This is a genomic window from Streptomyces roseochromogenus subsp. oscitans DS 12.976, from assembly GCF_000497445.1.
Taxonomy (GTDB): Bacteria; Actinomycetota; Actinomycetes; order Streptomycetales; family Streptomycetaceae; genus Streptomyces; species Streptomyces oscitans.
Genome location: NZ_CM002285.1, coordinates 7,350,454 through 7,364,079 on the forward strand (window position 1 = coordinate 7,350,454; position 13,626 = coordinate 7,364,079).

Here is a 13,626-nt window from a genome sequence, read left to right on the forward strand (position 1 = left end):
CCCCCAGCCGGTCCGTTCCCGCCCTGCGCGCCCTCGACGACGCCCTGTTGCGCGCCGCCGAGGCCTTCGACCGGGCGGACGGCCCGCGGCAGCGGTTGCTCACCCGGCACCGGGGCGCCAAGGACGCCCTGCGCGCCGCGTTCGGCACCGGCGGACGCGAGTACGGGCTGCGCGTCGCCCTCTGCTTCGGGGCCAGCGCCGCCATCGCCCAGGCGCTGCACCACACCCGCTGGCACGGCCAGCACCAGCACTGGTACTGGCTGCCCGCCACCGCCGTCTTCCTCGTCAAGCCCGACCTCGGGCCGCTCGTCTCCCGGGTGCTGTGCCGGGCCGCCGGGACCGTGCTGGGCGCCCTGGTGTTCGCCGGTCTCGCCGCGCTGCTGCCCCGGCCCGGCGGGCTGATCGCGCTGGTCGCGGTCTGCGGGGCGCTCGTCCCGGTCGCCACCCGGCACTTCGCCGCGCAGACCGCCGTCGTCACCGTCCTCGTCCTCGCCCTGGTCATGGCCGGCGGCGAGCCGCAGGCCTCCGTCAGCCGCATCGGCGAGACCCTGCTGGCCTGCGTACTCGTGCTGATCGTCGGGCATCTGCCGATGCCAGGCAGACGCGGCGGCGCGGTGCGGGCACGCCTCGCCACGGCCGGCGGCGCCGCGCAGGCCTATCTCGCGCATGTCCTCGGCGCGTCCGACGCTGTCGCTGAGTCCGGCGACCGTGGTGAGCTCGGTGCTCTCGGCGAGCATGGCGCTCGCGGCGGCTCCGTCGGCCTCGGCGGGTCCGGCGACCTTGGTGAATCCGTCGGCCTCGGCGACCACGACACGTCCGGCGTCCTCCGCCGGTCCGGCGCCTTCGACCGGTCCGGCGACTCCGGCGTCCTCGGACGCCCCGGCGACCGCGCCGAGCGGTGGGCGTTGCGCCGAGAGGCCTACCGCACCCTCGCCGAGGCCCGTACCGCGATCGCGCTGGCCGCCGCCGAACTTCCCGCCCTCGCCCGGCACACCGCGGGCACGGACGCCGTCGCGGACATCCTGGAGCTGCTTGTCGACACGACCACGGCCTGTGCCGTCCACCTCGACGACACAGGCCGGCTCACACCTCGGCACCTCGGGCAACTACGGGAAGCACTACGAGAGTTGGAGACTAGGGGGGTGAAGGTGCCGCTGCCGGCCGCCGCGTAGCCGTACGGTGGGCCCATGCGTGCCTCTCCCGCCGACCTCGTCATCACCGGCTGCACCGTGCTCGTCCATGACGAGGAGGAGCGGATCGGGTTCCGTCCGGACGCGGCGATCGTCGTACGCGACCGGGTCGTCGAGTCGGTGACGACGGCTGCAGAGGTGCGGGAACTGCCGGCCGCGGAGCGGATCGAGGCGCACGGGCAGGTCGCCATGCCGGGGCTGATCAACTGCCATACGCACGCGTCGATGACGGTGCTGCGCGGCCTGGCCGAGGATCTGCCGATCGAGGAGTGGTTCAACGACGTCGTCTGGCCCGCCGAGTCCAACCTCACCGCCGGCGACGTGGAGTTGGGCGCCCGGCTCGCCTGCGCCGAGATGATCCGGGGCGGGGTGACCTGCTTCGCCGACCACTACTTCCACATGGACGAGGTCGCCGCCGTCGTCACCGAGTGCGGGCTGCGCGCCCACCTCGGCGAGGCCTACTTCTCCAGTCAGGGCCCCGAAGGGCGGGAGCGGTCGGCCGAGTTCGCGCTCCGGCACCGTGGCGGCGCCGACGGCCGTATCACCACCGCCCTCGCCCCGCACGCCCCCTACACCGTCACCGACGCCGACCTCGCCGCCACCGCCGAACTCGCCCGCGCACACGGCCTGCCCGTCCACCTGCACGCCGCCGAGAACCGCGACCAGACCGACACCAGCCTCGCCCGGCACGGCCTCACCCCCATCGAGGTCCTGGACCGGACCGGACTGCTCGACACCGACCTGCTCATCGCGCACGGCACCGGCATCATCGAGCGCGACCTCCCCTTGCTGGCCAGGACCGGGGGCCGTACGGCCGTGGCGACCGCGCCCCGCGGTTACCTCAAGTTCGCCTGGCCGGCCACCACCCCGGTACGGGCCCTTCGCGAGGCCGGCGTCCCCGTCGGCCTCGCCACGGACGGCGCCGCCTCCAACAACTCCCTCGACGTCTGGGAGTCGATGACGCTGACCGCCCTGATCCAGAAGTCCACCGAAGGCGACCCGCGCTGGCTGACCTCCCGTCAGGCCCTGCACCACGCCACCCTGCAGAGTGCCCGCGCGGTCGGCCTCGGCGGCAGCGTCGGCACCCTCGCGCCCGGCCGGCGCGCCGACCTCATCCTGGTCGACCTCTCCGGCCCGCACACCCAGCCCGTCCACGACCTCGCCGCCACCCTCGTGCACAGCGCCCGGTCCTCGGACGTCCGCACGACCGTCGTCGACGGCCGGATCCTGATGCGCGACCGCGAACTGCTCACCCTCGATCTCCCCGCCGTCGTAGGTGAGTTGGGGCGCCGCCTGCCCGCACTGACCGACCGGAGCCACGGGCGGCGCATCCAGGAGTACGACACCTGAGTCCGCGTAGGCTGAAGATCATGGAACTCGCGGACGGCCTCATCGACCAGCCCCACGACGTCTACCGGCGCCTGCGCGACACCGCGCCCGTGCACCGCATCACCGGACCCGACGGCACCCCCGCCTGGCTCGTCACCCGGTACGAGGACGTCCGGGCCGCGCTGGCCGACCCGCGGCTCTCACTGGACAAGCGGCACGCGTCGGCCGGCACCTACAAGGGGTTCGCCCTGCCGCCCGCGCTGGACGCCAACCTGCTCAACATGGACCCGCCGGACCACACCCGCATCCGGCGCCTGGTCGGCCGCGCGTTCACGCCACGCCGTGTGCAGCAGCTGCGCGAGCCCATCCGCCGTACCGCCGACCGGCTCCTGGACGCGTTCGCCGCGCACGGCACCACCGACCTGATCGCCGCCTACGCCGCCCCGCTGCCCATCACCGTCATCTGCGACCTGCTCGGCGTGCCGGAGAGTCATCGTCTGGACTTCCGGATCTGGACGGACACCCTCGTCGCCCCGGACCCGGCACGGCCGGAGGCCGCCCGGGACGCGGTGGCCGCCATGCTCGGCTTCTTCACCCGGCTCCTCGCCGCCAAGCGCGCCGAGCCCGCCGACGACCTGCTCTCCGACCTGATCGCCGTACGCGACGAGGACGGTGACCGGCTCGGCGAGGACGAGCTGATGTCGCTGGTCTTCCTCATCCTCTTCGCCGGCTACGAGAACACGGTCCAGCTCATCGGCAACGCCGTCCTCGCCCTCCTCCAGCACCCCGACCAGCTCGCCGCCCTGCGCAGGGATCCGGCCCGCATAGCCGCCGCCGTGGAGGAGCTGGTCCGTTACGAGGGTCCCGCGCTGCTCGCCATCCGCCGGTTCCCGGTCGAGGACGTGACGATCGCCGGTGTCACCGTCCCCGCCGGCGAGACGGTCCTGGTGTCCCTGTCCGCCGCCAACCGCGACCCCGCCCGCTTCGCCGACCCCGACCGCCTCGACCTCACCCGCGACGCCGCCGCACATCTCGCCCTCGGCCACGGCATCCACTACTGCCTCGGCGCGCCCCTGGCCCGCGCGGAGACGGAGATCGCCCTGACGGCCCTGCTGGAGCGGTTCCCCGAACTGAGCCTGGGCGAGCGTGAGTTGGAGTGGCGTCCGTCGCTGCGGGCTCGCGGACTGCTGGCCCTGCCGGTGAGGTACTGAGCGCCGGCCGGCCGAATCCGCCCGGAAGACGCCGTCTGGAAGACATCTTCCGGAAGACGCCGTCCGGAAGAGTCCGAAAGGAACCGGAAGACGCTGTGCGGAAAACGTCGTCCGGAAAATCCGTCCGGAAACATTCTCCGTGCACGGCGATGAGTTCCGTACCCACCGACGGTCACCACTTTCTCACCGGCCGTCGGCAGGAGGGCCCATGTCGTTCCCGGAGATCGTCACGCGCGAGCAGTGGCGCGCGGCGCGCGAGGAGTTGCTGCGCAAGGAGGAGGCGGTCAGGCGGGCGCGCGAGGTTCTCGGCGCGGAGCGGCGCCGGCTGCCCATGGTCGAGGTCGACACGGAGTACGTCTTCGAGGGCGGCGACGGCAAGGCCACCCTCCTGGACCTCTTCGAGGGGCGGGCCCAGCTCGTCGTCCACCACTTCATGTTCGCGCCGGAGTGGGAGACCGGCTGCCCGTGCTGCTCGGCCTTCCTCGACCAGATCGGCCACCTCGCCCATCTGCGCGCCCGGAACACCTCTTTCGCGGCCGTCTCCCGGGCGCCGTTCACCCGGATCCTGCCGTTCAAGGCGCGAATGGGCTGGGCGGTGCCCTGGTACTCGTCGTCCTCTTCGGCCTCCTCTTCGGCGCACGGCGACTTCAACCGCGACTTCGAAGTCACCGTGGCCACCGCGGAGCCGGGCGGCGGTCTGGCCGAGCGCCCCGGCATCAGCTGCTTCCTGCGCGACCACGACCGCGTCTTCCACACCTACTCGGCCTACGACGACGGGCTGGACGGACTCGGCACCCTCGCCGGTCTGCTCGACCTCACCGCCCTCGGCCGCGGGCCCGCCGACAGTGAGCCGCTCCGCCTTCACGACGAGTACGACTTCTGACACGAAGGGTGCGTTTCGTGTCACAAAGTGAACGCATCATCACGGTCCGCGCCGAACCGGTGTCGGTAATGTCTCAGTACCCTCACCGAGCGAGGCGTTTCCGTTCTCCAGGGCGTTAACTCCCGTAAGGACGACGCTTTCTGGAGGTGCGAGATGGTGAACGGGCGAACCGTGCTCGAACGCTTTCCCGCCGGTGGTCCCCGGGGATCCTGGCCCGCGGAGGAGTTCGCGTATGCGCGGCGTCTGGAAGGCCTGCCCGCCGAGGTCGTCATGGACCTCGCGACGGACACGTTCCTGGTGATCGTGCGGGGCGGCGACGGCGCGGAGTGAGCCGGCGGCGGCCGCCGGGCGGGCTCAGGCCGGCTTCGGCGCCGGTACCTCCGCCGTGAACTGCTCGGCCTGGAGCGCGTACAGCTCGGTGTAGACACCGCCCCTGGCCAGCAGCTCCTCCGGCGTGCCGGACTCCATCAGCCGCCCGTGCTCCAGCACATGCACCAGGTCGGCGTGGCGGACCGAGGCCAGCCGGTGGGTGATCAGCGCGACCGTCTGCCCGTTGCCGGCCAGCGCCCGGATCTTCTCGAACACCTCCGGCTCGGCACGCGCGTCCAGCGCGGCCGTGGGCTCGTCCACGATCAGCACCTGCCCGCACCGGTGCGCGGCCCGGGCGATGCCGAGCCGCTGCCCCTGACAGCCGGACAGCTCGTGCCTGCCGCTGAAGTTTTGCCAGCCTGGACTTGCGGGAGCCGTTCTCGCCGACGAGCGCGATGATCCGGCCGAGCGGCAGGCGTGGTCCTCGATCGCGGCCAGCGCCACGTTCGCCGCCCGGTGGCACAGGTGGCGGCCGCCCGCAGCAGTACGTGACACGGGCGACACGGCGGCCACGACGGCCGGGGCGGGGGCCGCCGAACGCAGCCGCTGTCCGATGTCCGGGCCGGTCAGCAGGCTGCCGAGCGCGCTGTTCACAGCCAGCAGGCTCATCACCCGGGCGACGCCACGGACCGCCTCGGCGGCCGGCACGACACGCGAGGCCCGGCGTCGGCCCGCAGGGCCAGCCGGAGACTGGACGCCAGCATGCCGGGCAGCCGGACCACCATCGCACGGAAGCCCAGCTCCAGGTAGGCGTCCGCATGCTCGTTCCAGCCCATGTCGTACCGCAGTGGCCCCCGAGGAGCAGCCGCTCCGACTGTGACACCGTCGGATCGGCCGCCCCCCGTCTCTTCCCCACCGTGACCTCGCGGACCCCGACGAAAGGGCCGCCATCGCTGCCGCACCGGTGGAGGGGGAGGGCGCGCAGGGAGTGCCAGGGGGAGCGAGAGGGGGCGTACGACGAGACTCCGGACGCGGAGGCCGGCCCGTCAGCCGACTCGGGGGCAGCCAGTCTCAAGGGGCGCGGGGAGCTGCGCGCCCAGCCACAGACAACCTGCGGCCGCCGCCCCCGCGACAGAACCCGGCACCTCCATGGGCGTCACGGCCAAGCCACGCGCCGCGGAAAGTCCGGCGGCGTCCCGATCACCCGGCACAGTGCCAGATACAGCGGGATCGGCGGGGTGTACGGCGCGGTACCCTCCGGGCGGTGGATGAGCCGGGCCGTGTCGGTGGCCAGGGCGCCGGGGGCATAGTGGGCCGGGGACGGCCAGGAAAGGGCGTAGTCGGAGTCCGACGGAACGATCCACCACCAGCGGGCGCCGTCGGTGTACACACAGCCCAGCCGCGGCAGCCGGGGTACGACCAGCGGACCGAGCCGGTCGGGCACGGCCACGGCGTCCCAGCCGAGCGGTGCGGTCATGCCGTCGGGCACGGTGAGCCGGCGGGGCGCGTCCGGGACGGCCCGGCGACGCCGCAGCCGTACCAGGGTGTCCAGTCCGAGGGACCGCTCGGAACCATCGGAGTGGGCGTGGCCGCGCTGCCTGGAGTCCACGACATCTCGCCGGTCGGAGCCGTAGGCGCTGGTCACGGGCGTTCCCCGGCGCGGCGCTGCTCGGGAGCCCGGTGCAGCGGCTGGTGCGCGGGCCGGTCCGGGGCGCGGTGCCGGTGCGGCTCCGGTGCCACGTGGTGGTGCGGCTCCGGAGTTCCGTGACGGTGCGGCTGATCGGCGGGCTGGTGCGGGACGCGCCCGGAGCCCGGGTGCCGGCCCTCCGGCGACTCGTCCTCGTCGGAGTCGTCAGGGCGGCCCGGCTTGGTGCGAGCACCCCAGCCCAGGTCGTTGCGCGGACCCGTGGTGCCGGCAGCCGTGCCCAGGCCCGCGGTGTCGTGGGCCGCGCCCAGGTCGTCGTACAGACCCGCGGTGCCGTGAGCCGAACCCGGGACGTCGTACGGATCTGCCGGATCTGCCGTGTCATGCCCCGCGTCGGCCCGGCGGTCCAGCTCGGCCCAGACCAGCAGTCCGGGTCCGTGTTCCTGGGCGCCCCAGGCCTGGCACAGCGCGTCGACGAGAAGCAATCCCCTCCCGTGCTCCTCGTCGGGCCGACGCGGGGACGGGTGGGGTTCGCCTGGGGCACAGCCCCAGTCGCGTACGGCTATGCGCACGGTGTCGTCGTGGTCGTGCAACTCGCACACGACACGACTGCTCGCGGTGTGCACGATCGCGTTCGTGACCAGCTCGGATATGACCAGAGCCGCGCTGTCACAGGTGTCCGCGCACACCGACCAGCCGCTCAGCCGGGCATGCGTCAGACGTCTTGCCTGGGCGACGGAACCCGGATGTGCGGCCAACTCGAAACGGAACCGGCGCCGGGCAGCGCCCCCTTGAGGGGCTGCTCCCGCGGCTGCGCCGAGACCGGGACGGTCTGCGGCGTCTGTTCCTAAGGGCGCGGACGGAATCACGCTTGCCACTATCTCCCCGCCGTGAACACTTGGCAAGTGTCACTCTGAAAAATGCAGAGTGCTGTGTGACTCGGTCAGAGGGCGTGGCACACTGCTTCGCAACAGCACGTCGAGCGGCGCCAATTGGGGGCATCGGAGATCCGGCTCGGTCTTCGAATGCATCTTCGAATGGCGCCGCAGGGCTGTCGGAAATCAATTCGGTGGAACTGTCGGTGGGGCCGTCGACGGAACTGTCGATGGGACTGCCGATGGGACTGCCGATGGGACCGCCGGCGTGGCTGTCGTTGGGGAGCGTTGGGGAGTTCGGTGGAGTCTTCGGTGGAGGTGGGAGCGTGAGCGAACCGCGGTCCGCGCCGACAGTGGGTCAGGTGGTCCTCGGTCGGCGCCTGCTGGACCTGCGGGAACGCGCCGGACTGAAGCGCGAGGAGGCCGCCCGCGTCCTGCGTGTCGCTCCCGCCACCATCCGCCGTATGGAGATGGCCGAGGTCGCCCTCAAGATCCCGTATCTGCAACTGCTGCTCAAGGCCTACGGCGTGCCCGACGACGAGGCCGAACTCTTCGTCCAGCTGGCCGAGGAGGCCAACAGGCCCGGCTGGTGGCAGCGTTTCCACGACATCCTGCCCGGCTGGTTCTCGATGTACGTCAGCCTGGAGGGCGCGGCCAGCCTCATCCGCTCCTACGAGCCGCACTTCGTCCCCGGCCTGCTGCAGACCGAGGACTACGCGCGTGGTGTGCTCAAGTCCGGTGCCATCGGCCAGACCAGCCCGGACGACATCGAGCGGCACGTCGCGTTGCGTATGCAGCGCCAGCAGCTGCTCACCCGTTCCGACGCCCCGCGCTTCTGGGCGGTGATGGACGAGACGGCCCTGCGCCGCCCGGTCGGCGGTCCGGAGGTGATGCGTGCGCAGATCGACAAGTTGCTCGAGGCCACGAAGCTGCCCCATGTGACGCTCCAGGTCGCCCCGTACGCGAGCGGACCGCATCCGGGGACGTACGGGCCGTTCGTGCTGTTCCGATTCGCCATGCCGGAGCTGCCGGACATGGTCTACAGCGAGTACCTGACCGGCGCCGTCTACCTGGACGCGCGCGCCGAGGTGGCCACCCATCTCGAGGTCATGGACCGCATGGCGGCGCAGGCCGCTACGGCACAACGCACGAAGGAGATCCTCCGGGATCTCCGCAAGGAGCTGTGAATGGATCGCATCGAGCCGCGCGGACACGTCTACAACGGCATGCCCGCGCGGGAGCTGGGCAGCGAGGGCTGGCACAAGCCCTGGAGCGGCGGCAACGGCGGAAACTGCCTGGAGGCCATGAAGCTGGCCGACGGCCGGATCGCCGTTCGCCAGTCCACCGACCCGGACGGCCCGGCGCTGATCTACACCGCCGATGAGATGACCGCGTTCATCGAGGGCGCCAAGGCCGGGGAGGCCGACTTCCTGCTGTCCTGACCCCGACCGTGCGTTGTCTCTCGCTCAACTTCCCTATCGCCTGAAGCCCGGGTGGTCCACTTCGCGCTGCCGCACTTCATCTCCGCCGAGGACGGCGCGCTGGAGCCGGTCGGCCGGCCGCTCGCCGAACTGCCCTCCGGCAGCTACCTGATGACGACCCACGCCACCGCCGACTTCACCCCGACGAGTCGGCGGCCGCTACCGAGAAGCCGAGGGCGGCCGTCCCGGTCCAGGACGACGCGGTGATTCCGGGGACGGGGCGGTGGGGCGCAGGCGGTGGCCGCGCTGCGGCAACCCGCTCCTCACCCGGGAGCCGGCCCGTGCCCGACCCGGCGGGTGCCCGTTCCTCTCCGGGAGGCGGCTCGTGCAGCCTCGGCTGGTAACCCGTTCCTCTCCGGGTGGCGGCCCGTGCCCGATCCGGCGGGTGCTTGTTCCTCTCCGGGAGGCGGCTGTGGCCTGCGTCGGCGGGTGGCCCGCTGCTCACCCCGGAGGCAGTACCCCGCACAGCGCCTGCAATGCCGCGCCGTAGGCGTGTTCGGCGGCGGCCGCGTATCCCACCACCAGTCCGTCGCCCGCCGTCACCCCCGACTCCGGATGCCGGAACGCGGCGAGTCCGTCCAGGGCGACACCCTGCCACGCGGCGGCCTTCACCGTGGACCGCTCGGTACCGGGCGGCAGCCGCAGCACCGCGTGCAGCCCGGCCGCGATGCCCGTGACCTCGACATGCGGCGCGTGCGCGGTGAGCGCGGCGACGAGCCGGTCACGCCGGTGCCGGTAGCGCTGCCGCATGCGCCGCACATGACGGTCGTACGACCCGGAGACGATGAACTCCGCCAGCGCCAGTTGGTCCAGGACACTCGCCCAGCCCTCCCGCTCGCCCTTCGCCGCGAGCACGGGCGCGACGTACCGCTCCGGCAGAACCATCCAGCCCAGCCGCAGCGCCGGCGACAGGCTCTTGCTGACCGACCCGAGATGGATCACCCGCTCCGGATCGAGGCCCTGGAGCGCGCCGACCGGCTTGCGGTCGTACCGGAACTCGCCGTCGTAGTCGTCCTCCAGGACGACCGCCCCACGCGCGCGTGCCCAGCCGATCACGGCCGCCCGGCGCTCCGGATGCAGCGGGCCGCCGGTAGGGAACTGGTGCGCCGGCGTGAGCAGCACCGCACGTTCCCGCCCGAGTACGTCCACGCGCGCGCCGTGCTCGTCCAGCGGGAGCGGCATGGTGCGCACCCCGGCCGTGGCGAGCAGCTCCCGGTGGAAGCCCAGCCCGTACGCCTCCACACCCAGCGGACCGCGCAGCACGGCGCCGGCGCCCTGGCCGAACAGCAGCCGCAGCGCGTGTGCGAAGCCCGAGCAGACGACGATCCGGTCCGGCTCGGTCCGCACGCCACGCGCGCGTGCCAGATATTCGGCCAGCGCCTCTCGCAGCTCCCGGCGCCCGGCCGGATCCCCTGGCCCGAACGCCTCGCTCGGCGCTCCCTGGAGCGCCCGCCGATAACAGGCCGACCAGGCCGCCCGCGGGAACGCCGAGGCGTCCGGCGTGCCCTGCCGCAGATCATGTCGAGGGCCACGCGCGCGTGGAGGTGTCTTCACGGGCGTTCGTACAGCGTGCCGCAGCGGCTCCGCCCGGTCGGCCACCTGGGTGCCCGAACCCTGGCGGGCGGTCAGCCAGCCCTCCGCGACCAGCTCCGCGTAGGCGTCGGCCACCGTGTTGCGGGCCACGCCGAGATCGGTGGCGAGCGACCGGTACGGCGGCAGACGGGTGCCCGGTACCAGCCGTCCGCTGCGCACGGCCTCCCGCAGCGCCCGGATCAGCGCGGCCCGCCGCCCGCCCGGACCGGACAGCTCCAGATGCAGATCGGCACCGATCCGCTCCGCGGAATTGACCCATGATTCCGTCATGGAAATGCACCCTACAGCCGGTCTTTCCGGCTCGTAGGTTGAAGCCATGACGACGAACACGATCACCGCAGCCGACGTGACCACCGCGATCACCGCCGCCGAGGCCGCCCGCACCCGGCTGGACTTCGCGAAGTCCGCCCCGAAGGTCTTCCGCGCCATCATCGGTTTCGACGCCGCCGCCCGGGCCGGCCTCGACCCGGCGCTGGTCGAGCTGATCCAGATCCGTTCCTCCCTCCTCAACCACTGTGCCTACTGCCTGCACATGCACACCAACGACGCCCGCAAGGCCGGCGAGAGCGAGGACCGGCTGCACATGGTCGCCGTCTGGCGCGAGGCCCGGCACTTCTTCACCCCGAAAGAACGGGCCGCCCTGGCGCTCACGGAGGCGCTGACCTGGTCGCCGACGCGGGCGTCCCCGACGCCGTCTACGCCGAGGCCGCCGCCCACTTCGACGAGGAGGAACTGGCCCACGTCATCGCCCTGATCTGCACGATCAACACTTGGAACCGGGTGGCCCTGTCGACGGGCAAGGTGGCGGGCACGGACGAGAGGAACGGCTGACCCGAGCCCGCCGCCTTCCTCTCACTCGATGGCCACAGCGCAACCGATCAGCCACACCTACACCCTCATCGGCCGATCCCGAGGCGAGACCGGCGCGGGCAGCCGTGAACTCCCGGTCAGATAGCGGTCGACGGCCGCCGCCACCGCCCGCCCCTCCGCGATCGCCCAGACGATGAGCGACTGTCCGCGCGCCGCGTCCCCGGCGGCGAACACCCCGGGGACGTTGGTCGCGAAGCCGTCGTCCCGCGCGATCGTGCCGCGCGGGGCGAGGTCCAGCCCCAACTGCCCTATCAGCCCGTCCTCCTGGTCCGGCCCGGAGAACCCGAGAGCGAGCAGCACGAGGTCGGCGGGCAGAGTCCGCCCGGAGCCCGGCAGCGGACGGCGCAGCTCGTCGACCTCCGTCAGGTGCAGCGACCGCACCCGCCCGCTCTCGTCCCCGGCGAAGCGGAGCGTGGACGCCGCGAACAGCCGCGCGTCCGCGTCCGCCGCCGGCGCCGTACGCAGGTCCCGTGCCTCCTCGTGCGCGGCCGACAGCCGGTAGATCTTCGGGTACGTCGGCCACGGCTCGGTGTCCTCGTCGCGCTCGGCGCCCGGCTGCGCGTAGATGTCCAGCTGGGTCACGGACGCGGCCCCCTCGCGCACCGCGGTCCCCAGACAGTCCGCCCCGGTGTCCCCGCCACCCACGATCACCACATGCTTGCCTGCCGCCGACAGCGGTGAAACCTCCAGATCCCCCTCACACACCCGGTTCGCCAGCGGCAGATACTCCATCGCCTGGTATATCCCCTTCAACTCCCGGCCCGGCACGGGAAGTTCCCGCCACGCCGTCGCTCCCGTGGCGATCACCACCGCGTCGTACCGCCCCCGTAGCTCCACCGCGCCGACGTCCCGCCCGACCGCCGTCGACGTACGGAACTTCGTGCCCTCGGCCCGCATCTGCTCGATCCGCCGCTCCAGATGCCGCTTCTCCATCTTGAACGCGGGGATCCCGTACCGCATCAGCCCGCCGATCCGGTCGTCCTTCTCGTACACGGCGACCGTGTGCCCGGCCCGCGTGAGCTGCTGCGCCGCGGCGAGCCCGGTGGGCCCGGAGCCGATGACGGCGATGGTCATCCCCGACAGCCGCTCCGGCGGGCGTGCCGGGACGAAACCCTCCACCCAGGCCCGGTCCGCGATCGCGCACTCGACGTTCTTGATGGTCACGGCCGGCTGGTTGATCGCGAGCACACACCCCGCCTCACAGGGCGCCGGACACAACCGGCCGGTGAACTCGGGGAAGTTGTTCGTCGCGTGCAGCCGGTCGCTCGCCGCCCGCCAGTCCTCCCGCGAGACCAGGTCGTTCCACTCCGGGATCAGATTGCCCAGCGGGCAGGCGTCGTGGCAGAACGGGATCCCGCAGTCCATGCACCGGTCGGCTTGCTTGCTGATGATGGGCAGCAGCGCTCCGGGGACGTACACCTCGTCCCAGTCCCGAACCCGCTCCTCGACGGGCCGCCGCGCCCACTCCTGGCGCGGCGTGGTCATGAACCCCTTGGGATCGGCCATGATCGTCTTCCTGCGGCTGCCTTCGGCACTCTTTCGGCCACGATACGTCCGCTCAGACCACCGCGCAGAGCGGCGGACAGCGCTTTCTGGCGCGGGCCCTCAGCCCGGCACCGGAGGGTGGGGTTGTCAGGGGCGGGTCAGGCGAAGGGCTTCTGCGGAGGTCACGTGTGGGCGAGTATGCAGATGAGGGCCGTGATGCGGGGGCTCGCCACGCTGCCGCCGGCGCAGGGCGTCGCGGCGTCTCGTTCCGCCCGGTACGGGCCCGGCATCTCCATGACCCCAGGGAACGCCCAGGAACCGGCGTCGACCGTGTCCGGGGGCCGCGGCGCCCTACGCGAGCGTCTCCCCCCACTCCCGTCACGTCGCCTTTCTTCCTCCCTCTCCCCTCTCACTGCTCTCAGCCCACGTCCGCCCCGGCGTCCTGCCAGGCCCGCAGCACGCTCTCCACGGCCGGGGCGATCCGGCGCCGTGCCTCGTACCGTGACACCCCGCTCATCAGCAGCTGGTCGTACGGCGTGTCCACATGCCGTACGGCCGCCACGACCGCCGAGATCACCGCCCCCTCCGACAGAGCCCGCCCGGCCGAGCTGCGCCCGACCCGCCCACTGCCCCGCGCGGACGCGTGCGCCGCGATGGCCAGCGCCCGGTCCGCCGGGCAGCCGGGAAACAGCCGCAGGATCTCGGCCGCGAACGCCGCTGCGAACCGTTCGTCCTCCGCCGCCCGGTCGCCGCGC

General features: G+C 72.6%; 12 protein-coding genes and 3 pseudogenes. 9 read left to right on the forward strand and 6 right to left on the reverse strand.

All coding sequences use genetic code 11. The features are described 5' to 3' along the window. The 5 genes from M878_RS95160 to M878_RS98540 all read left to right on the forward strand — a co-directional run. Nucleotides 1-1,172: FUSC family protein (locus M878_RS95160; RefSeq protein WP_023551545.1), on the forward strand; the 1,172-nt coding region annotated here is incomplete at its 5' end. Between the two features lie 15 nt (nt 1,173-1,187). Next, complete coding sequence (locus M878_RS81380) at nt 1,188-2,540, forward strand: amidohydrolase (RefSeq protein WP_023551546.1); 1,353 nt, start codon at nt 1,188-1,190, stop codon at nt 2,538-2,540. Nucleotides 2,541-2,560: 20 nt separating this feature from the next. Then, a complete protein-coding gene (locus M878_RS81385) occupies nt 2,561-3,730 on the forward strand; it encodes a cytochrome P450 family protein (protein WP_023551547.1) in 1,170 nt (389 codons plus the stop codon). A gap of 208 nt (nt 3,731-3,938) precedes the next feature. Next, the gene (locus tag M878_RS81390; RefSeq protein WP_023551548.1) at nt 3,939-4,613 is read left to right on the forward strand and encodes a DUF899 domain-containing protein; all 675 of its coding nucleotides are present in this window, start codon (nt 3,939-3,941) and stop codon (nt 4,611-4,613) included. A 153-nt stretch (nt 4,614-4,766) separates the two neighbouring features. Then, the gene (locus M878_RS98540; RefSeq protein ID WP_023551549.1) at nt 4,767-4,943 is read left to right on the forward strand and encodes a hypothetical protein; all 177 of its coding nucleotides are present in this window, start codon (nt 4,767-4,769) and stop codon (nt 4,941-4,943) included. A 24-nt stretch (nt 4,944-4,967) separates the two neighbouring features. Here the strand turns inward: M878_RS98540 and M878_RS000000101975 are convergent. The 3 genes and pseudogenes from M878_RS000000101975 to M878_RS000000100380 form a co-directional block, all read right to left on the reverse strand. Then, nucleotides 4,968-5,336: pseudogene (locus tag M878_RS000000101975) on the reverse strand (ABC transporter ATP-binding protein); the annotation flags it as partial. Nucleotides 5,337-6,078: 742 nt separating this feature from the next. Next, entirely contained in the window at nt 6,079-6,531 is a 453-nt protein-coding gene (locus M878_RS81400; RefSeq protein ID WP_051430319.1) for a hypothetical protein, read from the reverse strand. A 32-nt stretch (nt 6,532-6,563) separates the two neighbouring features. Further along, on the reverse strand, nt 6,564-7,325 hold the full coding sequence (locus M878_RS000000100380) for an ATP-binding protein (protein ID WP_425347917.1): 762 nt from the start codon (nt 7,323-7,325) through the stop codon (nt 6,564-6,566). Between the two features lie 443 nt (nt 7,326-7,768). Here M878_RS000000100380 and M878_RS81410 point away from each other — a divergent pair, with 443 nt between their 5' ends. From M878_RS81410 to M878_RS000000100385, 3 genes and pseudogenes are all read left to right on the forward strand, one after another. Then, the gene (locus M878_RS81410; RefSeq protein WP_031226439.1) at nt 7,769-8,629 is read left to right on the forward strand and encodes a helix-turn-helix domain-containing protein; all 861 of its coding nucleotides are present in this window, start codon (nt 7,769-7,771) and stop codon (nt 8,627-8,629) included. Further along, nucleotides 8,630-8,884, forward strand: coding sequence for a DUF397 domain-containing protein (locus tag M878_RS81415; RefSeq protein ID WP_023551555.1), 255 nt, complete (start codon nt 8,630-8,632; stop codon nt 8,882-8,884). It begins immediately after the preceding gene. Nucleotides 8,885-8,947: 63 nt separating this feature from the next. Beyond that, nucleotides 8,948-9,267, forward strand: a pseudogene (locus M878_RS000000100385) (hypothetical protein); the annotation flags it as partial. A 97-nt stretch (nt 9,268-9,364) separates the two neighbouring features. Here M878_RS000000100385 and pdxR read toward each other — a convergent pair. Then, complete coding sequence (gene pdxR / locus M878_RS81425; protein ID WP_023551557.1) at nt 9,365-10,786, reverse strand: MocR-like pyridoxine biosynthesis transcription factor PdxR; 1,422 nt, start codon at nt 10,784-10,786, stop codon at nt 9,365-9,367. Between the two features lie 46 nt (nt 10,787-10,832). Between pdxR and M878_RS81430 the strand changes: the two are divergent. Continuing rightward, a pseudogene (locus tag M878_RS81430) lies at nt 10,833-11,347 on the forward strand (carboxymuconolactone decarboxylase family protein). A gap of 57 nt (nt 11,348-11,404) precedes the next feature. On the opposite strand, the gene M878_RS81435 reads toward M878_RS81430, so the two are convergent. Together M878_RS81435 and M878_RS81440 are read right to left on the reverse strand one after the other, a co-directional pair. Beyond that, on the reverse strand, nt 11,405-12,892 hold the full coding sequence (locus M878_RS81435; RefSeq protein ID WP_023551559.1) for a glutamate synthase subunit beta: 1,488 nt from the start codon (nt 12,890-12,892) through the stop codon (nt 11,405-11,407). A 397-nt stretch (nt 12,893-13,289) separates the two neighbouring features. Then, a partial coding sequence (locus tag M878_RS81440; protein ID WP_023551560.1) for a DUF2293 domain-containing protein occupies nt 13,290-13,626 on the reverse strand: 337 nt, incomplete at its 5' end.